The 21,298-nt window shown below is 31.7% G+C and carries 20 protein-coding genes and 1 pseudogene; 13 read left to right on the forward strand and 8 right to left on the reverse strand.

Annotation, left to right across the window (positions count from 1 at the left end; genetic code table 11):
* Positions 1 to 8 precede the first annotated feature (8 nt).
* The 3 genes and pseudogenes from AB3G39_RS09295 to AB3G39_RS09305 all read left to right on the forward strand — a co-directional run bounded on the left by AB3G39_RS09295 (position 9) and on the right by AB3G39_RS09305 (position 2,633).
* Positions 9 to 1,343: a vanadium-dependent haloperoxidase gene (locus AB3G39_RS09295; RefSeq protein ID WP_369765024.1), complete on the forward strand. Its 1,335-nt coding sequence runs from the start codon at positions 9 to 11 to the stop codon at positions 1,341 to 1,343.
* Position 1,344: 1 nt separating this feature from the next.
* Positions 1,345 to 1,914: pseudogene (locus tag AB3G39_RS09300) on the forward strand (exo-alpha-sialidase).
* Positions 1,911 to 2,633, forward strand: coding sequence for an exo-alpha-sialidase (locus tag AB3G39_RS09305; RefSeq protein ID WP_369766276.1), 723 nt, complete (start codon positions 1,911 to 1,913; stop codon positions 2,631 to 2,633). Before AB3G39_RS09300 ends, AB3G39_RS09305 begins: the two are co-directional and overlap by 4 nt.
* On the opposite strand, the gene mnmE is transcribed toward AB3G39_RS09305, so the two are convergent.
* Positions 2,595 to 3,995 (reverse strand): tRNA uridine-5-carboxymethylaminomethyl(34) synthesis GTPase MnmE, encoded by a 1,401-nt coding sequence (mnmE, locus tag AB3G39_RS09310; RefSeq protein ID WP_367770333.1) that lies wholly within the window; start codon positions 3,993 to 3,995, stop codon positions 2,595 to 2,597. The genes AB3G39_RS09305 and mnmE overlap by 39 nt on opposite strands.
* Before the next feature lie 166 nt (positions 3,996 to 4,161).
* Here mnmE and AB3G39_RS09315 point away from each other — a divergent pair, with 166 nt between their 5' ends.
* The 3 genes from AB3G39_RS09315 to AB3G39_RS09325 all read left to right on the forward strand — a co-directional run bounded on the left by AB3G39_RS09315 (position 4,162) and on the right by AB3G39_RS09325 (position 7,950).
* A complete protein-coding gene (locus AB3G39_RS09315; protein WP_369753912.1) occupies positions 4,162 to 4,998 on the forward strand; it encodes a universal stress protein in 837 nt (278 codons plus the stop codon).
* Positions 4,999 to 5,127: 129 nt separating this feature from the next.
* Positions 5,128 to 5,964: a universal stress protein gene (locus AB3G39_RS09320; protein ID WP_369753911.1), complete on the forward strand. Its 837-nt coding sequence runs from the start codon at positions 5,128 to 5,130 to the stop codon at positions 5,962 to 5,964.
* Between the two features lie 213 nt (positions 5,965 to 6,177).
* The gene (locus AB3G39_RS09325) at positions 6,178 to 7,950 is read left to right on the forward strand and encodes a DNA mismatch repair protein (protein ID WP_369753910.1); all 1,773 of its coding nucleotides are present in this window, start codon (positions 6,178 to 6,180) and stop codon (positions 7,948 to 7,950) included.
* 177 nt (positions 7,951 to 8,127) lie between these two features.
* Here AB3G39_RS09325 and dnaN read toward each other — a convergent pair whose 3' ends face one another.
* The 5 genes from dnaN to AB3G39_RS09350 all read right to left on the reverse strand — a co-directional run bounded on the left by dnaN (position 8,128) and on the right by AB3G39_RS09350 (position 13,009).
* Entirely contained in the window at positions 8,128 to 9,246 is a 1,119-nt protein-coding gene (gene dnaN / locus AB3G39_RS09330; RefSeq protein ID WP_367770321.1) for a DNA polymerase III subunit beta, read from the reverse strand.
* Between the two features lie 109 nt (positions 9,247 to 9,355).
* Positions 9,356 to 11,041 (reverse strand): gliding motility-associated ABC transporter substrate-binding protein GldG, encoded by a 1,686-nt coding sequence (gene gldG, locus AB3G39_RS09335; protein ID WP_369769305.1) that lies wholly within the window; start codon positions 11,039 to 11,041, stop codon positions 9,356 to 9,358.
* Positions 11,041 to 11,766, reverse strand: a complete 726-nt coding sequence (gene gldF / locus AB3G39_RS09340; protein WP_369769306.1) for a gliding motility-associated ABC transporter permease subunit GldF — start codon at positions 11,764 to 11,766, stop codon at positions 11,041 to 11,043. The genes gldG and gldF overlap by 1 nt, the downstream gene beginning before the upstream one ends.
* A 61-nt stretch (positions 11,767 to 11,827) precedes the next feature.
* A complete protein-coding gene (locus tag AB3G39_RS09345; RefSeq protein WP_367753450.1) occupies positions 11,828 to 12,124 on the reverse strand; it encodes a putative quinol monooxygenase in 297 nt (98 codons plus the stop codon).
* A gap of 54 nt (positions 12,125 to 12,178) precedes the next feature.
* A complete protein-coding gene (locus AB3G39_RS09350; protein ID WP_367753448.1) occupies positions 12,179 to 13,009 on the reverse strand; it encodes an S-adenosyl-l-methionine hydroxide adenosyltransferase family protein in 831 nt (276 codons plus the stop codon).
* Positions 13,010 to 13,204: 195 nt separating this feature from the next.
* Here AB3G39_RS09350 and AB3G39_RS09355 point away from each other — a divergent pair, with 195 nt between their 5' ends.
* The 5 genes from AB3G39_RS09355 to AB3G39_RS09375 all read left to right on the forward strand — a co-directional run bounded on the left by AB3G39_RS09355 (position 13,205) and on the right by AB3G39_RS09375 (position 18,313).
* Positions 13,205 to 14,155, forward strand: coding sequence for a PhoH family protein (locus AB3G39_RS09355; RefSeq protein ID WP_367770309.1), 951 nt, complete (start codon positions 13,205 to 13,207; stop codon positions 14,153 to 14,155).
* Positions 14,156 to 14,283: 128 nt separating this feature from the next.
* Positions 14,284 to 15,099, forward strand: a complete 816-nt coding sequence (locus tag AB3G39_RS09360) for an SDR family NAD(P)-dependent oxidoreductase (protein ID WP_367770306.1) — start codon at positions 14,284 to 14,286, stop codon at positions 15,097 to 15,099.
* A 135-nt stretch (positions 15,100 to 15,234) separates the two neighbouring features.
* Entirely contained in the window at positions 15,235 to 16,062 is an 828-nt protein-coding gene (locus tag AB3G39_RS09365) for a Cof-type HAD-IIB family hydrolase (protein ID WP_369753908.1), read from the forward strand.
* 143 nt (positions 16,063 to 16,205) lie between these two features.
* Entirely contained in the window at positions 16,206 to 17,156 is a 951-nt protein-coding gene (locus AB3G39_RS09370) for a phosphoribosylaminoimidazolesuccinocarboxamide synthase (RefSeq protein ID WP_367770302.1), read from the forward strand.
* Between the two features lie 35 nt (positions 17,157 to 17,191).
* On the forward strand, positions 17,192 to 18,313 hold the full coding sequence (locus AB3G39_RS09375; protein ID WP_369753907.1) for a glycoside hydrolase family 26 protein: 1,122 nt from the start codon (positions 17,192 to 17,194) through the stop codon (positions 18,311 to 18,313).
* A 51-nt stretch (positions 18,314 to 18,364) separates the two neighbouring features.
* On the opposite strand, the gene AB3G39_RS09380 is transcribed toward AB3G39_RS09375, so the two are convergent.
* Positions 18,365 to 18,904 (reverse strand): SRPBCC family protein, encoded by a 540-nt coding sequence (locus tag AB3G39_RS09380; RefSeq protein WP_369753906.1) that lies wholly within the window; start codon positions 18,902 to 18,904, stop codon positions 18,365 to 18,367.
* Positions 18,905 to 18,924: 20 nt separating this feature from the next.
* Positions 18,925 to 19,380 (reverse strand): DUF1801 domain-containing protein, encoded by a 456-nt coding sequence (locus tag AB3G39_RS09385; RefSeq protein WP_367753434.1) that lies wholly within the window; start codon positions 19,378 to 19,380, stop codon positions 18,925 to 18,927.
* Between the two features lie 260 nt (positions 19,381 to 19,640).
* Between AB3G39_RS09385 and AB3G39_RS09390 the strand changes: the two genes are divergently transcribed.
* Both AB3G39_RS09390 and AB3G39_RS09395 read left to right on the forward strand, forming a co-directional pair.
* Positions 19,641 to 20,042 (forward strand): hypothetical protein, encoded by a 402-nt coding sequence (locus tag AB3G39_RS09390; protein WP_367770290.1) that lies wholly within the window; start codon positions 19,641 to 19,643, stop codon positions 20,040 to 20,042.
* Between the two features lie 169 nt (positions 20,043 to 20,211).
* A complete protein-coding gene (locus tag AB3G39_RS09395; protein WP_367770287.1) occupies positions 20,212 to 21,294 on the forward strand; it encodes an efflux RND transporter periplasmic adaptor subunit in 1,083 nt (360 codons plus the stop codon).
* Positions 21,295 to 21,298 lie beyond the last annotated feature (4 nt).

The following is a 21,298-nucleotide window of genomic DNA, read 5'->3' on the forward strand; positions in this document are numbered from 1 at the left end:
AAAAAACTATGAAAAAAATCTATATCATTTTAAGCATCATTTTGGTAGGAGCTACAACTTTTTCACAAAATAAGGAGTTCTCTTCAAATGACTATGTATCTGCTTTAAAAAAAGTAACAGATGTAATGGTAAATGACGTAACCTCGCCTGTCGCGGCAGCAAGATATTATTCGTATGTTACTCTTGGTTCAAATGAAGCTACTTCAATATTTTATAATTCTAAAAATTCATTTGCACCATCAATAAATCAATTTAAGAAAATTGAAGTACCAAATGAACTTATCGCAAAAAGTAATGCTTCTTTTGCGACCGTATTTACGGTATTCAAAATGGCTGAAAAACTTTTACCATCAGGCTATTTGTTAGCAACAGAAGCCAATTCTTTAAAGGAATTAGCTATAAAAAGAGGCATTTCTAAAGAACAAGTAGAATACACCGCTAAGCTGGTAGAATTGGTTGTAAATCAAATGATGGAATATGTAAAAGCGGATGGATTTAGTAAACTAAGTAGTTATAAGAAATATACTCCTACAGAAGGAGATGGATATTGGCAACCTACAGGTCCTGGATATATGATGGCTATTGAGCCAAATTGGTTTCAAATTAGACCTTTTTACCTAGTGTCATGTGATCAATTTAAGCCAGCACCACCTGCGCCGTTTGATTTAACAAAGACTTCTTCTTTTTACATACAATTGAATGAAGTTTATAAAGTTGTAAATAAATTATCCAAAAAACAACGCGCTATTGCTAGTTTTTGGGATTGTAATCCTTTTATTTTAAATCAAATTGGGCATGTTGAATTTGGTCTAAAGAAAATTTCTCCAGGCGGACATTGGATGGGAATTACTGGAATTGCCTGTTTGAAAAAAGGAACTAGCTTGACACAAACAGCCTTCATTCATTGCAGCGTGGCAATTACTTTGTCTGATGCTTTTATAAGTTGTTGGGACGAAAAATACAGAAGCAATAGAATAAGGCCAGAAACGGCTATCAACAAATGGATTGATAAACGTTGGAAATCAGTTTTACAAACACCTCCATTTCCAGAATATACCTCAGGCCACAGTGTGATTTCGACAGCTGCCGCAACGGTGTTGACACAAGTTTTGGGAACTAATTTCTCATTTACTGATACTACTGAATTAGAGTTTGGTTTGTCCCAAAGAAAATTCAAATCATTTTTACAGGCTTCACAAGAAGCAGCTATTTCTAGATTATATGGAGGAATTCATTATAGAGATGCAATTGAAAACGGGGTTTTACAAGGAAGTCAAATTGGAAAATACATTGGGGATAAAATATTGAAATCGGATAAGATGAATGTCGATTTTATAAAATAATTTGTATAATTTTTTAATCCAAACAATAAGTAATGCATTTAAAATTAAAATACTCATTGCTTTTATTAATACTTGGGTATATGTTGTTACCTCTGTACCAAAAAATCCAACAGCGACCCATATAAAGCAGCAATATATTGCTATAGAACCGGTAACAACAAATAGTCATGCTTTTACTCTTGTGGAGTTAAAACCAAATGTGTTACTAGCTGCTTGGTTTGGAGTAAAATATGAAGGAGCTAAAGATGTAGGGATTTATGTATCAAATTATAAAGATGAAAAGTGGTCTAGTCCAAAATGTTTGATCCAAGCGCTAATTCGTGAAAAAGATACTTTGCCTTGCTAGAATCCAGTTTTGTTCAAGAGTAAAAGAAACTCTCTGTATTTGTTCTATAGAGTAGGAAAAAATCCAAGAGAATGGTTTGGAGCAATGATAACTTCTAATGACCAGGGATTAACTTGGAGCAAACCTAAATATTTACCAGAAAATATTTTAGGTCCTATTAGAAATAAACTATTGAAGCAAGTCCAGGTGTTATTTTATGTGGCAGCAGTACCGAAAGTACCATAAATAATGAATGGAGAGCACATGTTGAAAAATATGTAGAAGCCACAGGGAAATGGAGTACCATTTCAATTGAAAATAAGCAAGATTTTGAGATTATTCAGCCTACATTTTTGATTCATTCAAAAAATAAAATTCAACTGTTGTTTAGAAGTAAACGCAATAAAATAATAACTAGCTGGTCTGGTGATAAAGGGGAAAACTGGACACGTACTGATAGTATCAATGTGGTCAATTCAAACTCAGGAATTGATGCATTAACAATTTCTAAAAAGTCTTTTCTATTGGTCAATAATCCTTTGTATCAAGGAAAAGACTGGTTTAATGGTCGTAATATTTTGGATGTTGAACATTCTAAAGACGGTGTACATTGGAAAAAATTATTTGATCTTGAAAACCAAGAGAAAGGGGAATATAGCTATCCTGCCATAATTCAAACAGCTGATGGGAAAGTACATGTTTTGTATACTTATAATAGAAAGTATATCAAGCATGTTTCATTTGAATTGAATGATTATATCTTTTTTAAATTCCAAAAATTCAAAATGACTATATTTAAATGGGGTCCCTTTTTAGTATTAGAAGAAGGGATTTTTTTCCAATTCAGAAAACACCAAAATACACTAAAACCCTTGATTTACAAAGGGTTTAGTGTGTTTCGTGATATTTTGCTAAATAATGCGATTTTATTTACCGATGCAGAAATTCGCAAATATATTACCTAACAATTCATCATTGGTCACTTGGCCAGTAATTGTCCCAAAATGGTACAAAGCTTCCCGAATATCAAGTGCCATTAAATCGCTTGATAAATTTGTTTCTAGTCCGTATTTTACATTTTGTATTTCATTTAATGCTTTAAGTAAAGAGTCGTAATGTCTTGTATTAGTAACGATTGTTTCATTATTTCTTAAAGCTCCTGTATTGATAAAAGAGAGTAACTGATTTTTAAGTTCATCAACACCTATATTATTTTTAGCACTCAAGAAAATGAGTTTAATGTTTAAGGTTTCAAGTTCTAGGCGAATGGTCGTAATTTCTTGATCAGTTAGTAAATCCAGTTTATTGATAACAACGACCAATGGTTTTAAAGGAAACTGATTTTTTATTTTTTCAATTTCGATGATGTATTCTGAACTTTGAACCTTAAATTTTAAACTATCAAACAAGTATAAAACCACTTGGGCTTGTTCTATTTTTTCAAATGTTTTCTTGATTCCAATGCTTTCTACTACATCCTGAGTTTCACGAATTCCAGCTGTATCAATAAAACGGAAGCCAATGCCACCAATAACTAATTCGTCTTCGATAGTGTCACGTGTTGTTCCAGCAATTTCAGATACAATAGCGCGTTCTTCATTCAATAATGCGTTTAACAAAGTCGATTTTCCTACATTAGGTTCACCAACAATAGCCACAGGAATTCCGTTTTTGATAACGTTACCCACTGCGAAGGAATCAATAAGACGTTTCAGGACAAATTCGATTCGGTTCAATAATTCATGAAACTGCGTACGATCTGCAAATTCTACGTCTTCTTCGGCAAAGTCTAATTCTAATTCGATAAGCGAAGCAAAATTCAATAATTCCTCTCTTAATTTGGCAATTTCATTAGAGAAACCACCACGCATTTGCTGCATTGCAATTTGGTGACTAGCTTCGTTATCTGACGAAATTAAATCAGCAACGGCTTCGGCTTGTGATAAATCAAGTTTACCGTTTAGAAAGGCTCTAAGGGTGAATTCACCAGCATTGGCCATACGACATCCTTTGCGGAGCAATAACTGTATGATTTGTTGTTGTATGTAAGTCGAACCGTGACAGGAGATTTCTATGGTATTCTCTCCTGTATAAGAATTGGGCCCTTTGAAGATAGACACCAAAACCTCGTCTAAGGTTTTATTATCATCTACTATATGACCTAAATGTAATGTATGTGTTTTCTGTTTGAGTAAATCTTTGTTTTTAATGGACTTAAAAACGCTGTTACCTATAGTAATTGCTTCATTTCCGGAAATTCGGATTACCGCTATGGCTCCCGCTCCTGAAGGTGTAGCCAGTGCTACTATGGAATCGTTGTACAACATATTTTTTATTATAAGGTGCAAAGGTAGTAAATCTGTAGAAGTATTCGTTTTTTTAAAGGACAGTGCTTTTTCGAAGTTAAAATCAACTTAATTTACTGATATTTAACTATTTAATTTGTAACTTTAGTATGTAGTTTACTATAATAGCCTACCTTAAATAGTCGTAATGATGAAACACATCTTGTTTCCAACGGATTTTTCTGAAATCGCTACTCACGCTTTTGTGCATGCATTGGAATTTGCCAATGCCGTGGGAGCGGATCTTATTGTATTGCATTCCTATGAATTATTGACTTTTGACGAACAGTTTTTTCATGAAAATTATTCAATGATTTATGATTCGATTGAATTTTCAGAACTGGATCGATTTAAAGAGGAAGTACCTAAAATGCATAAATTGGCGCAAGCCCTTGCTTTGGATCAAATAAAAATGACACATCGATTAATGGAAGGCAACTTGGTTAGCAATATTAAAAAAGCAGTCAAAGAAGATAAAATTGACTTTGTGGTAATGGGAACTTCTGGAATGACTGGCTGGGATGCTTTTTTTGTCGGTTCAAATTCGGGTTCTGTAATTATTGGAGTTGAAGTTCCTATGTTGTGTGTGCCTTTGTCAGCAAAATACCGTCCCATTAAAAACATTGGTTTTACCACACGATTTAGGCCTAAAGATAAAAAGCCATTACAAGCTGTATTAGAAATTGCTAAGAAACTAAATGCTAAAGTAAAATGCCTATATGTAAAAACCAATACTTCGGATGTTTCTTTTGAAACGATTGATTTATGGAAAAAAGAATACCGTAAAGAACCGATCTCTTTTTATATTGTGCTTAGTGATGCCATAAAAGAAACAGTCATTGATTTTGTTTCGACAAAAAATATTGATGTGCTGACTATGTTAACTTATAAAAGAGGTTTTTTTGAAGGGTTGTTTGTTCCGAGTTATGGTAAAAAAGAAGAACAGGAATTAGACATTCCTATTTTAGCAATTCACAGTGATTAGAATTATAGAGTTGTATTTTGTATTTTTTTAAAATAAGGAATAATAAAATAAACTACTGATAATTATCATATTAATACCGTAACTTTAAGTATAACTTTGAATAACGAATTACAATTAACGCTATATAACATGAAACGTATCCTCTTCCCGACCGATTTTTCTGAAACAGCAACAAATGCCTTTATTCATGCTTTAGAATTTGCGAAAATTGTTCAAGGTGAGCTCATTTTGTTGCATACATTTGAATTGCCTGTATTTGACAATCAGTTTTTTCCAGAGAATTATATGATAATTTATGAATCATTGCAATTATCACAGTTCGATATGTTTAAAGACGAAATACCCAAATTAAGAGCGATAGCCGAAGAACATCATTTAGATAAAATAAAAATGACACATCGATTGATGGATGGTGATTTAATCTATAACATAAAAAAATCAATTAAGGACGATAAAATTGATTATGTAGTAATGGGAACGGAAGGTGCTTCGGGTTGGTCAGCATTTTTTTCAGGTACAAATACTGGAAATGTGCTAACTGATATTAATGTTCCTTTACTAAGTATTCCGATTGATGCCAAATTCAAACCAATAAAAACGATTGGTTTTACTACTCGATTTAGACCTAAAGATAAAAAAGCATTAAAAAAAATACTTTCGGTTGCTAAAATGGCTGATGCTGAAGTAAAATGCCTTTATGTGAAAACAGGAAATTCTGATGTTACTAGGGACACAGTAAAAAAATGGGAAAAAGACTTTGAAGATGAGCCTATCGAGTTTTTTGTTATTACCAGTGATGAAGTGAAAGAAACGATATTGGACTTTATTTTATATAAAGAAATTGATCTTTTAACAATGTTAACTTATAAAAGAAGCTTTTTTGAAGGATTATTTCATCCTAGTTTGACTAAGAAATTTGCTAATAATTTTGATGTTCCAATCCTTGCCATTCCTATTGAGGAGTAATTTAAAATGCACATAATTCATTGTCGTTAGAACCTATTTACTAATGAAATGGAGCAAAATATTTTTTGAGTAAGAAACAGCAGCTGAAACCGTATTGGTTTTGGTTGCTTTTCTTTTTTTAGATGGAATGCCTCTTATTTTCTTAATTTAACTAACCGTTGCGATAGGTATTCCTATCGGGAATCTTATATTTGTCTTTCATTAATACGTCAGATGAAAATATATAAATCAAAGGTTAAAAGTGTTACGGAAGAATTAAAGACAATCAATAAAAAATACAATAGTATCAGTTTTTTTAGATTAGTCAGTATTGTGCTGTTTTTGGGTTCTCTTTATTTTTATATGCAAAATAGTACTATTCTCTTTATAGGATTGGCGGCAGTATTTTTTATCGCTTTTATTATATTAATGCGTTTCCATTCGAAATTACTTTTTGAACGAAAAAAGAGCGAGGCGCTTTTAAAAATCAATCAAGAAGAGATTTCTTATTTGGAAAGCAAAGCGCTTCCTTTTGAAAACGGACAAGAATTTAATGATTTTCATCATCCTTATGCGTATGATTTAGATATTTTTGGAGAACATTCTCTATTTCAAAATTTAAATAGAACGGCTACTTTTATCGGAAAGAAAACATTGGCACAGCAGTTACTTACTTTGTCAACTAATGAAACAATTCTAGACAATCAAGAAGCAACTAATGAGTTATCTGAAAAGTTAGATTGGCGTCAGGATTTTTTGGCTTTGGCCAAAATGAGTCTGGATACTAAATCAAGTTATGAAGCACTACTACAATGGAGCAAATTCCCAATAACCCCTTTACCTAAATGGGCTAGTATAGTATCATATGTCACTCCAGTATTATTTTTAGGAACTTTGATTGCTTATGTAGTAACTTCTAAAGTTATTTTACTAAGCTTCTTGACCTATATCTTTCTTGTTAATTTAGCGATTTTAGGTAATTTTTTCAAACGAATCCAAATAGAAATTGCCAATGCTGAGGATATTGATAAAGTCATTAGCCAATATAGTTTATTGCTTAAAAAAATAGAAGAAGAATCATTTCAGTCAAAAAAATTAACGCAATTACAAAAAAGACTAAAGTTTAAGGCTGAAAATGCAAGTCATCATCTTAAAGTTTTGTCTGAATTGTTTTCTAATATGGATACTGTTGGGAATTTGTTGGCAGCATCATTGTTCAACGGAACTTTTCTATTTAATCTTCATGTATTAAAAAAATTATTGAGTTGGAAAGAAGAGCATGCAGCTATTCTAGAGGAATGGTTGGAAGTGATCGGAGAATTTGAAATGTTGTGTAGCTTGGGTAATTTCTCCTATAATAATCCCGATTTTGTATTTCCAAATTTGAATTCTGAGTTCAAAATAGTGTTTTCAAATTTAAGTCATCCTTTGCTAAATGAAAAAACGAGAGTAGGGAATGGGGTACGTTTTCAGCCTGAATCCTTTATGATATTGACAGGCTCTAACATGTCTGGTAAAAGTACCTTTCTACGAAGTCTAGGTGTTAATATGGTGTTATCAGGAATGGGATCAGTGGTTTGCGCCAGCGAAGCTACAGTGCATCCTTTGCCTATATTAGTTTCCATGCGATTGTCGGACTCATTATCGGATAGTGAATCATATTTCTTTGCAGAAATTAAGCGTTTAAAACAAATCATGGACGCATTAGAAGACCAACCTGCGTTCGTATTATTGGATGAGATTTTGAGAGGAACCAACTCAGATGATAAACGAAATGGAACTATAGAAGTAGTAAAGAAAGTAATAGCTAAGAAAGCTATTGGTGCCATTGCAACCCATGATATTGAAGTTTGCTTAACGACAAATGAATATCCGGACCTACTTACCAATAAATGTTTTGAAGTTGAAATTCAGAATAATGAATTACATTTTGATTACAAACTGCGTGATGGAATTTGTAAAAATAAAAGCGCTACTTTTCTAATGAAAAAAATGGGAGTTATTTAATAAAATAAATATTTCTCTTAAAATATTGACCACAAAAAAAAAACCGCATATCCCAAAAGGAAATAGCGGTTTTTTTAAATATAAAAATGGTTTGGTTAATAGCTTATATCGAATGACAATGATAAGTATTATATTTCAATTTCAAAAATGAATATACAACAATTTCAAGGTTTAATGTTAACTATTTAACATTACAGGCATTACTAGCATAGTTACTGTTTCCCCTTCTTCTAATCCATCAACAGGAGTAAGAATTCCAGCTCTATTAGGTAATGACATTTCAAGCATAATCATGTCAGATTGTAGGTTAGTCAACATTTCAGTCAAGAAACGAGAATTGTATCCTATTTGCATATCGTCACCTTGGTAATCACATGTCAATCTTTCTTCTGCTTTATTTGAGTAATCAATATCTTCAGCAGAAACATTCAACTCAGCACCAGCAATTTTTAAACGAATTTGGTGTGTTGTTTTGTTAGAGAAAATAGCCACACGACGTACAGAACTCAAGAATTGAGAACGGTCAATCATTAATTTATTAGGATTCTCTTTTGGGATAACCGCTTCATAGTTTGGATATTTTCCATCTATTAAACGACACATCAAAATATAGTTATCAAATGAAAAAGTAGCATTTGAATCATTGTATTCAATTTTCACTTCCGCATCAGATGTGGAAAGAATGCTCTTTAAAATTGTCAAAGGTTTTTTTGGCATAATAAAATCAGCCACTTGTGATGCTTTTACATCAGTACGAGCATATTTTACCAGTTTGTGAGCATCTGTTGCTACAAAAGTCAAACCTTCCGGAGAAAATTGAAAAAACACTCCAGACATTACTGGGCGTAAATCATCATTTCCTGCTGCAAAGATTGTTTTGCTAATGGCGGTTGCCAATACATCAGCAGGAACTAAAGTCACTGAAGGCTCTTCAAGATTTACTGCTTTAGGAAATTCTTGACCTGGAGCATATGCTAATGCATATTTTCCTGAATTTGAACTTATTTCTATAGTACTATTCTCTTGAACGGTAAAAGTTAAAGGTTGCTCAGGAAACGTTTTAAGAATTTCCAAAAGTAACTTTGCAGGTACAGCAACACTTCCTTGACTTGTAGAATCAATCGCCAAACTTGCAGACATAGTCGTCTCTAAATCGGAGGCTGAAACCGTTAATTCATTATTGTTTAATTCAAATAGGAAGTTGTCCAAAATTGGCAAAGTATTACTGCTATTGATAACACTACCTAAAACTTGTAACTGTTTTAATAAGTACGAACTCGATACTATAAATTTCATCTGTTTTATTTTATTTTTTGAGTTTCTGTTTTAGTTTAAATTCTAAAATAGAATACATTTTACAAATATATCGTAAACTATTCTAGTATTGAAACTTTTTTATTAACATCTATTTACTGTATTTTCTTTTTCTAATAAAGGTAAATAAAAGTCCAAAAAGGGTTAATATTAGGATTGGAAGCCCGATAGTTATGATTTGTGTCTGAGTATAGTTTTCATATACTTTTTCTTTGTCTAATAAAGGAAGGTCAAGATCCTTTGATCGAATGTTAATAAGTCCAGTGTCATCCAGTAAATAATTGACACAATTTAACAAGAAATCTTTGTTGTCATATAAATTTCCTGATCGTTGATCAAAGCCTAATTCAACGGGTTGAAAATTTTTATCCAATTGGTTTTTTATCAAATCTCCATCAGAAATAACAATCATTTTACTAGCAGTTCCTTCTTTTTTGAAAGTGCTTTGCTCAAAAGGTAATACTCGGTTTTCAAAAACGGAATGAAATTGACCTTCAAGTAAAACTCCCATTGGAATATTCCCTGATTTAATATAATGATTCGGACTCGTTTCTTCAGCAACAATATCCAAATTGACTTCGACAGGAGTTCCTACCTTTTTAGAATATTGGGATGATTTTAGAAGCACCGTTTTCTTAATTCCATTTTTTAAAGTATCGATAGGATTGGCAAAATCAAATTTTATTCCGCCTAAATTCTTTACAATGGGATGGGTACTTTCTGGGTAAACTAATGGGGCAAATTTCCAGTTGAAATCTTGATACTGTGTAGCACTTCCTTGTTCACCAGTGGCCAATTTTATAGGACTTCCTTGTTCGTCTTTTATAATATCTGGGTTAATTCTAAAGCCGTATTTAAAGAACATATCATTTAGATTTAGTTCTCTAGGATAAGCTAAAGTAGCACCAGCAGAATTGTACAAACTGTCCATTTCAACCGCTACTTGGTCCACAAGCCATAATGTTTTACCTCCGTTAATAATATACTGGTCTAAAACTTGTTTTTCGGCGTCTGAGAAGGCTTCTGTAGGTTTTGCAATAACAGCCAAATCATATTTCTCTAAAGCTTCTAAACTTTGTATCGGACTTTTGGCAACCGAATCCAGTGTAAATGGGCCAATGTGGTAACTTTCTCTTATTTGCAAAAGAAATTTAGCCATTAAAATATCTTGCAACTCTCCATTTCCTTTAATTACCGCAATTTTTTTCTGTTTAACGGTAGTGATTTTATTAATTGCATCAGCAATAGAATACTCTAGGTGTTGTACAGATCCAATAACTTTTTCAGTTGTAGTAGCGCCCATTTTATTTTTCAATAATGGGATGTTGACTTCCTTATTGTTATACACAGCAATAGCCCAAGGAAATACCATAGCTTGGGATTGTTTCCCTTTGTCGTCAACAGTTATGTTTACTGGTGTCAATCCTTTTCGATACAATTCTTTGATGTTGTCCATGCTCGAATCTTCATTCTCTAATGGATTGACAAATTCGAAAACAATATTTTTATTATAAGCTTGAAATTCTTCTAATAGTTGTTGTGTTTCTTGCTGCAATCGCTTGAACTCAGCAGGCAATTCCCCTTGCATGTATATCTTTATCGAAAGCGGTTCTTGTACTTGCTTGATGATATTCAAAGAGGTTTCAGAAAGGGTATATCTTTTATCTTTTGTTAAATCAAAACGATGAAAAAATCGCATGCTGATTCCGTTTGCAATCAATAAAAAGGCAATAGTTATCAGTAATGTTTTTAAGTTGCTTTTTTGTATTGGTACCATTACAATTTAAAAGATTTTAGTTTATAAACAGTAAACGAAAGGAATAAAATAGTGATGCTTACAAAATAGAGAATGTCTCTAGTGTCGATTACACCACGGCCCATACTTTTAAAATGATCTTGCATTCCTATTGCCGAAATTAAAGTAGAAACTGCAGGCACAATTGATGCCAATCCTTCAAATCCAAAATAGAAAAAGAAGCATAAAAATACGGCTACAATAAAAGCAACGATCTGATTATCGGATAGGGTAGAAGTAAATATTCCAATTGCGGAATAAGCTGCAATTAAAAATAATAAACCAAAATAAGATCCAATAGTACTTCCCATATCGATATTCCCTTGAGGCATTCCTAAGCTAGAAATTACAAAAACATAGATAATTGTTGGAACAATTGCCATTACAATAAGCAACATGGCACCAAAGAATTTTCCGTTAACAATTTCCCATATACTCAAAGGTTTAGTAAGTAATAATTCAAGTGTTCCTTGCTTCTTTTCATCCGAAAAACTGCGCATGGTAACGGCAGGAATTAAGAATATTAAAATCCATGGAGATAGAGTGAAAAATGGACTCATATCAGCAAATCCAGTATTGAGGATATTGTAATCACCTTGAAAAACCCAAAGAAATAATCCGTTGAGAATTAGAAATAATGCGATTACTAAATAACCAATTGGCGAACCAAAAAAGGATTTAATTTCTCGTAATAATATTGCTTTCATTTTTTTTGTTTAAAAGTTTAAGATTTAAGGTTTAATGTTGTTCAACTTCGAACATTAAACATTAAACCAAAGAAGCTAATTTATCGACGCTCCAAGCTTCGGGTTTGTCATTGAAAAGTTTTTTGGTAAAAGTCCAAACTTCATCAAAAAAGGCAGAGTTTCTGTAATTTTCTAAATCGGCTTCGGTTTCCCAGTAGCTGTACGTAAAAAAGATGCTTTTATTATTTTTATCTTGATATAGTTCCAATAGTTTATTTCCTGGTGCTGATCGAATTCTATCTTTTATGGATTCAAAATTTTCTAAAAAAGCAGGGATTTTTTCTTCGTGAAAACTCAATTTTACTATTCGTACAAACATTTAGATTTTTGATTTAGGATTAACGATTGATGATTTTTCTATTTTATTAAAATCTTAATTTTTAAATTGAATAGAAACTACATCTCTATAATTGAGTCCCAATAAACTATTAGCCGAACCCACTTTATCAGGATTGCTTCTAAATATTGCAATTTCAAGGAAACCAGCTTCGTTGAATATGGCTAATTTTTCCCCTTCATAGTTCTTAATTGGATATTTATCTGAACTAGCAATTGCCGAATAATTAGGCAAAATGGTTTTGATATTTTTCGTTTTCATGATAATTTCATAAGGACGTCCTTTGGCCACTTCTAGAAATTGCTTTTTGGAAATATTAGTTATTACATTTCCAAAATGGTCAATATAAATCACATGTCCTTTCAATAAATTGTTGTCATCTGAAGCAACTGCTTTTAATTCAGTTATTTGTTTTATGGTACTAATTTCTTTGCCAATTACGTTTAGTAACCCTCCTTTGGCAATATGACAAGCCACTTTTACAAAAACATCTAGACCAGAAGCATCACTTGGTAAACGATCATGAATGTTGATGGCGACTATTTTTTGAGGAACAATTTTTTGCGAAAGCATGCTTAAAATTCCATTATCGGCAGCAATAAAAAAAGAATCATTCCATTGCATTACAATATGGAGGTTCTCTTTATTTAATTCCATATCCACTCCTATCAGGTGAACAGTCCCTTTTGGGAAACTGGAAAAGGCTGCGCCAATTATGTAACTTGCTTCAACAGTGTTGAATGCGTCAATATGATGTGAAATATCAATAATTGTAGCATCAGAGTATTCAGATAAAATCTTCCCTTTTAACGCACCTACAAAGTGGTCTTTCAAGCCGTAATCGGTAGTAAGGGTAATTATTGACATAATTTTGTTTATAACTATTGGTGTAATCTAAAACTAATTTTCATTAAATTTGAGAAATGCAAAGCTAATAATAGTAAATTCAAAAAAGCAAAAAAGAAAAACAAATTCTAATTATTAAAGCAAATATTACAAAGGTTTAAAACCAAAACGGATTAGATTTATTGATTGATTAATTTTAATATAAAACTACAACTTTTGAACGAAAGAATAATCGAGCTCATAGACATCGCACCAAAAGAGTTTTGGGGCGCTCAAGACTCTCATCTTGAAATGATTAAAAAATATTATCCAAAACTTAAAATCGTAGCTCGAGGAACCACCTTGAAAGCTTTTGGAGAAAAAGAAATTTTAGACGAGTTCGAAAAACGGTTTCAACGCTTAATGTTGCATTTTACCCGCTATAATAATATTGATAACAATGTTATAGAACGTGTTATTTTGGGTGATGCACAAGATGACCGAAAAATGGCTATTAATGATAAAATCCTAGTTCATGGAGTAGGAGGTAAAATCATTAAAGCGATGACTCCCAATCAACAGCTTTTAGTGGATACCATTAATACTAACGATATGGTTTTTGCTGTAGGTCCTGCTGGAACTGGGAAAACCTATACGGGAGTTGCGATGGCAGTAAAAGCATTGAAAGAGAAACAAGTTAAGCGAATAATTCTAACCCGTCCCGCTGTAGAAGCTGGTGAAAATCTTGGTTTTTTACCAGGAGACATGAAAGAAAAATTAGATCCGTATATGCAACCACTTTATGATGCTTTAAGAGATATGTTGCCCAATGAAAAACTGGAAGACTATATCTTGAAGGGAATTATTCAAATTGCACCATTGGCTTTTATGCGTGGTAGAACACTGGATAATGCTTTTGTAATTTTGGATGAAGCTCAAAACACAACGCATTCACAAATGAAAATGTTCTTAACCCGTATGGGGAAAAGTGCAAAATTCATGGTGACTGGTGATCCAGGACAAGTTGATTTGCCTAGAAGAACTATTTCGGGGCTCAAAGAAGCATTATTAGTATTAAAAGATATTGAAGGAATTGGAATTATATATCTTGATGATAAAGATATTGTGAGACATAGGTTAGTGAAAAAGGTAATTGATGCTTATAAGTATACTGAGAATATAGATTAAAAATTTGCCATAAAAAGGCATATAACAGACTTTTACGACCCCAAATAGGGGTCGTATTTATTAAATAGAGTATCAATTTTTTGATCTTATATTTAATAAAGAATGTATAATAATTAAAGAAAATAGAATTGAAAAATGTTGTCATAACTGGTGCTTCAGGTGGTATAGGTAAAGAAATTGCGTTGCATTTTGCTGAAAATGGTTGGAATGTTATTGCAACAATGATTTGCTTAGAACAAGGAAAAGAGCTTCAAGATATAAAAAATATAAATTGTTTTTTATTGGATGTTACTTGTAGCTCCAGTATTGAGAATGCGTATGAAAAAATTATTGATGAATATAAGACTATTGATGTAGTAATTAATAATGCAGGAGTAGGGTATAGGAGTTTTGTGGAGTTATCTGAAGATTCAATGATTAATCATATTGTTGATGTGAATTATTTGGGAGTTGTAAAGGTGTGCAGGTCTTTTATTCCTTTATTTAGAGTCCAGAAAAAAGGGCATTTTATAAATATTACTTCAATAGCAGGTTTAGTAAATTTACCTTTGGGTAGTTTTTATCATTCTACCAAACATGCGGTAGAAAGTTTTTCAGAATGTATGGCTTATGAATTAATTGATTTTAATGTAAGTGTTGCTACAGTACAATTTGGAAATACTCCTTCTAATTTTCAAAAAAATGTGACCAAATCAGATTGCTCTTCCTTACCTTCTTATAATTATTTAATGAATAAAATTGGAAAAATTTTAGAAAATAAGACCAAGAAAAACAAAGATTTAAAACCTCAGATTATAAAAGAAATATTAAAAATTGCCGAAAACCCATCAAATAACTTTAAAAGACATACCATTGGTTTCGATGCTAATTTCCTGAGTATACTTCGATCAAATATTGGATATCGATTATTTGGTAGAATTATTAGGCAGTCAGTTTTTAAATAATGATTATTATTTAAACTTCTTACTTTATGTTAAATAGGTTAATTTGATGTTATTTTCATCAGGTGCCCTATTGTTTTGTTTTGTATTTTGTTTGAATTAGAATAAATTTGTGCCATAAATAGATCAATTAGGATAATGAAAATAGATAATAATATAAAAGTAGTAATCAGTGACTTAGATGGAACATTACTGAATCAAGATCATAAAATATCAGAATATACTAAAACAGTTTTTAGGGAATTATACAATCAAAATTATTTAATAATTGTAGCAACAGGTCGTCATCATCTAGATGCGCTGCCTATAGTTGAAACGTTGGGATTTCCAGTTTACTTAGTTACTTCCAATGGAGCAAGAATCCATTCTCCTAAAAAGGAACTTCTATTTTCTATCGACATCGATAGTGAGTCTATAAAATCCATATTATCTTTAAAAATTGATTCAGAAATTACGACTGTTTTATTTAAGGAAAATGTTTGGCAAACAAATAAACATAATGAAAAGCTGAATAGTTTTCAAACTAAATTAAATTATTTACCGGAATTGGTAGATTTTAATACTATTGAAGATTTTAGTGCTATTAAAATATTTTTCACGCATGAAAGGCATTCTAAATTGATGGAATTGCGAGATCAAATTTTGGTTGACCATTCGGATCTTTTTAGTCACGCTTTCAGTTTGCCACTTTGTCTTGAATTTATGGACAAATCTGTTGATAAAAGTGTCGCTATTGCAAAAATTTTGGAAATTGAAAAGTTAGAATTTCATGAAACTATATCTTTTGGTGACGGATACAATGATGAAAAAATGTTAGAGTCTACTGCTAAAGGGCTACTAATGGGTAATGCGCCTGATAGTTTGAAAAATAAATTATCTCATTTAGAAGTAATTAATACAAACCATGAAGATGGGGTAGCAAACTATTTAGCAAATAAAATATTAGGTAAAATCAGTACAAAGTAAATAGAATTACAGTAAATATACATTGTTTTAAATTTTTTTGTGAGATCTGTTTTTTTGTAATTTACAGCAACGGATTCTTTGCATTTCTGTCTAAAATAATCCTAAATTTGCATTTATTAAAAAACACAACACACACAACAATAATGAGCAATACAATTACAACCACTAATTTTAATTTCCCAAACCAAAAATCAGTTTATCGCGGTAAAGTAAGAGAAGTTTACAATATCAATGACGAGCTTTTGGTTATGGTGGCTACTGATAGGCTTTCGGCTTTTGATGTAGTTTTACCAAAAGGGATTCCTTATAAAGGACAAATTTTGAATCAAATTGCTACTAAATTCATGGAATTGACTCAAGATATAGTTCCTAATTGGTTGATTGCAACTCCCGATCCCAATGTAGCAGTAGGTCATTTATGTGAACCTTTTAAAGTTGAAATGGTGATTCGTGGTTATGTATCCGGTCATGCTGCTCGTGAATATGCTTTAGGAAAAAGAGAAATTTGTGGTGTAAAAATGCCAGAAGGTTTAAAAGAGAATGATAAATTCCCAGAGCCAATTATTACCCCAACTACAAAAGCGGATAATGGAGAACATGATGCCGATATTTCTCGTGAAGAAATTTTGTCAAAAGGTATTGTTACTGAAGAAGACTATTTAGTTTTAGAAAAATATACTAGAGCTTTATTTCAAAGAGGGACAGAGATTGCAGCAAGTCGCGGATTAATATTAGTAGATACCAAATATGAATTTGGAAAAACGAAAGAAGGAGTGATTGTTTTAATTGATGAAATTCATACACCAGATTCTTCTCGTTATTTTTATTCAGAAGGATATCAAGAAAGACAAGATAAAGGGGAAGAGCAAAAACAATTATCTAAAGAGTTTGTACGTCGTTGGTTAATTGAAAATGGATTTCAGGGACTAGAAGGGCAACAAATTCCAGAAATGACTGAAGCGTATATTGAATCAGTATCGGAAAGATATATTGAATTATATGAAAATATTCTTGGAGAAAAATTCGTAAAAGCGGATATTGACAATATTGATGAACGAATTGACAAAAACGTATCAGCTTATTTAGCGGTATAAGCTTAATTTTCATAATTGAAATAAATTTTTTAATTATGAATAAAATAGCATTTTATAAAATCATATGTACGGTATTATTGGCATTGACAGGAAATTTTGTTTTTGGACAAATTGACAAAAATGCAACAATAGAGACCAAAGCATTATACAAAAACCTAAAGGATATTTCTAAACGAAGTATCCTTTTTGCACATCAGCACGATACGGAATATGGACATGGTTGGTCTGGTGATGTCAATCGTTCCGATGTAAAATCAGTTACAGGTTCTTTTCCTGCAATGGTTGGAGTTGACTTTAATGGTTTATCTGGAAAATCAGCAGTAGATATTGAACTCACAAAACAAGCTCTAATAAAAAATGTTGTAGACACTTACAATCGAGGAGGAGTGACGACTGCAGCTTGGCATTTTTCTAACCCAGCTTCTGAAGGAGGTTTCTATTGGAAAGATGGGGTTTCTGTTGCATCCATGTCTTTAATTAAACCAGGAGGATCAAAACACGAAGAATACAAACAAATTTTAAATACAATAGCTGATTTTGCTCATTCGGTAAAAGGGAAAGATGGGAGTTTGGCTCCTATTATTTTTAGACCTTATCATGAATTTGACGGAGATTGGTTTTGGTGGGGAAAACCGTATACATCCCGTGAAGATTTTATTGCCGTTTGGCAGTTCACTGTTTCTTATTTGAGAGATTCTCTTGGAGTGCATAATTTTATTTATGCTTTTTCACCAGATAATAAATTCAATACGAAAGCAGAGTATTTAGAGCGTTTTCCGGGTAATGAGTACGTAGACATGGTAGGAATGGATAATTATGGAGATTATGGAAGAGACGGTCATTATGATATTGAAACTGCAGTAAAGAAACTTAAAATTGTTTCTGATTATGGTATAAAAAACAATAAATTGGCTGCATTGACAGAAACGGGTTTGGAATCAATACCAAATCCAACTTGGTGGACTGAGACTTTACTCCCTATTTTAAAATCAGAAAAGATGGAATTGTGTTATGTTCTAGTTTGGAGAAATGACATTCAGAGTCCAACACATTATTACGCACCTTTTCCAGGACAAATAAGTGTTCCTGATTTTATTAAATTTTATAATGATCCCTTTACTCTTTTTGAGAAAGACATAAAGAATATCTATAAATAAGAGTAATTGAATTGAAAACTCCCCCTAATTTAAGGGGAGTTTTCAATTCAATTATTTTTCTAAAATTATTTTAAGATCGTTTAGTCCTTTTTCTAAATCTTTTCCAAGCATTTCATCCATGTTCATTACAGGTAGCATGAGATTCATTGGGTAGGGCATTTTACCATTAAATCCCCATTTTACCTTAGTTTCTGATGCCGAAATAGATTCTGTAGTAAAATAAGCGTTATCTGTTGACTCAAAAGGTTTCTTAAAGCGCAGTTCAAAATCAATACGTTCTCCTGGTGTTATTTTTTTAATCTCTTGCTCACCAAAACCTACGTTCTTATCATCACTTTCCCATGCAGCAATAGCGCCTACTGTTCCATCTACTCCAGAAAAAGTCTTTTTCATATTTGGGTCTGTTTTAGACCAAACACTAAAATTATCTTGGTTTTTCAAATGTTTGATATAATTAAATACACTATCTTTTTGTTGATTGATTATAATTTCTCTTTCAACAGCATACTCTTTAGGCATAATCAAAGCTGCTATTAATGCCAAAACAATAATTCCTAAAATTGCAAATAGAATTCGTTTGATGATTTTCATAATTAAAATTTTAAAGGTTACTACTTTTTTATTTGAGATTCAAAACACTTTATCCATTCTTTAACTGTCATTTTCTGAACGAGCTGAGCAATTAAATCATAAGGTATATTTTTTATTTTTTTGAATCGAATACAACTTTTCCCCATATCAAGTTTTAAAGAACTGTAGTTTGGGAATTCATCAACAAACCACTTTAAAAGAGATGGATTAGTATAAATTCCCATATGATATATTGCGATGAAATTTTTTTGTGAGGCAATATTGATAAAAGGCAACGGAAGTTTAGGATTACAATGATATCCATCTGGATATAAGGAATGTGGAACTACATACCCAATCATACCATAATTCATTTCTTCTACAAAACCACTTGGGATATTTTTTACGATCGTCTCTCTAAGCATGTTTATTACTTCTTTCCTTTCGTCAGAAAGTTCAGTTATATATTCATCTACTGTTTTAGCTTTTGATTGCATTTTAGCATTTTTTATTATAAAATTAATGAAATAAATCATTCTTATAGTGTTGAAATACATTTTTTTGTCGAGTAAATTGTAAATTACCTTGTCTGTTTATGTTGAAAAATAATTAGTATTTTCCATTTTTCGAAAACTATATCGTAATAGTTATCTTAAAAAAGTGTGATTTACTCAATATTTAACGATTTGATAGATTGGCTTTTTTTTAACATACTAGTTATTTTAACATTCGGTTTTTTTTATAAATTTGCTCCTAAATGAGAGCATTACTATTTATAACATATCTCTTCACCTCGCTTCTTATAGGAGGGAATAAAATGCATGCTACTACGCATACAACTGCTAGCGCTCCCATTTCAAATTTTAATAGTACTTATAAATTACACAATAAATTTTTACATTCTAAAAGAGGACATTCATCCCAAACAATTGTAAATAAAGATTTTGATTTAAATGAGGAATACTCTAGTAATGACGATTATAAAAATGCAGGGGATACTAAAATAGTTAAATTTAAACAAACTCTTTTTGCTAAGTGGTATTTTTCAAATGATAATTCTTTTATCACTTCTTTTCCTTACAATAGATTTTATTTTACTAAGCCCATTAGCGGCCAATCTACACCTATTTATATTACTCAAAGCGTATTAAGGATTTGATAATCAGTACACATTAGTTGTTAGACTAAGCGGTACTTGTAAATTTAATAATACAGCTCATTCTTCCTGAAAGGCAATTTTGTCACTTTCAGGCAACTGATGGTTTTTTACTTTCAAAAGGAATCTATGTATTCCAAAACATCAATTGCTAAATTTCCATTTTCACACCATGAAAAAAATTGTCATGATTACGGGCTTAATGGCCACGTTGTTCCTTGTAAGTTGTAACTCAAAAAAGGAAGAAAAAGAAGAGGTTGTAAAATATGCGGTAACAAATCCTATGGTATTGGATACTTCATTTACAAAACAATATGTCTCTCAAATTAAGTCGGTTAAAAATATCGAAATTAGATCTCAAGAAAAAGGATATCTTCAAAATATTTATGTTGATGAAGGGCAGTATGTGAAAGCAGGCCAAATTATGTTTCGTATTATGTCTAAATTTCAAGAAGCTGATTTGTTAAAGTCGCAAGCTGAAGTTAAGGCCGCCGAAATTGATTTACAAAACACTAAAGTTTTAGCAGATAAAAATATTGTATCTAAGAATGAATTAGCTATGGCTTTAACTAAGCTTCAAGGAGCCAAAGCTGAAGTAGCTTCTGCAAATTTGCATTTATCGTACACTATAATTAAAGCTCCGTTTTCAGGAACGATTGATAGAATTCCAAAAAAGTTAGGGAGTCTGATTGAAGAAGGAGATTTGTTGACCTCGCTTTCAGACAATAGTGCGGTTTACGCTTATTTTAATTTATCAGAACCTGAATATCTGAATTATCAAATGGATGTTAAGGATCGTGGAGATAAAAAAGTAGACTTGCTTTTGGCTAATAATGAAATGTTTAAAGATAAAGGAGTTGTAGAACTTGTAGAAGGTGAATTTGATAGTGAAACAGGCAATATTGCTTTTAGAGCTCGTTTTCCAAATCCAGATAAATTATTAAGAAATGGAGAAACAGGGAGTGTTATTATGACAAATCCTATAAAAAATGCCATGGTAATTCCTCAAAAAACAACTTATGAAATTCAAGATAAAAAATATGTTTTTGTAGTGGATAAAAACAATGTTGTGAAAGTAAGAGAAATTACAATTATTGGTGAAATGCCAGATATCTATATAGTTAAAAGTGGTATTAATGCTAATGATAGAATTTTGTTAGAAGGTGTTCAGAAAGTAAAAGATAATGACAAAATAAAAGTTGATTATCAAAAGCCAGAGGATGTATTGAATCACCTGAGGTATAAAGCTAACTAGTCTT

It is taken from the genome of Flavobacterium sp. WC2416 (genome assembly GCF_041200095.1).
Taxonomy (GTDB): domain Bacteria; phylum Bacteroidota; class Bacteroidia; order Flavobacteriales; family Flavobacteriaceae; genus Flavobacterium.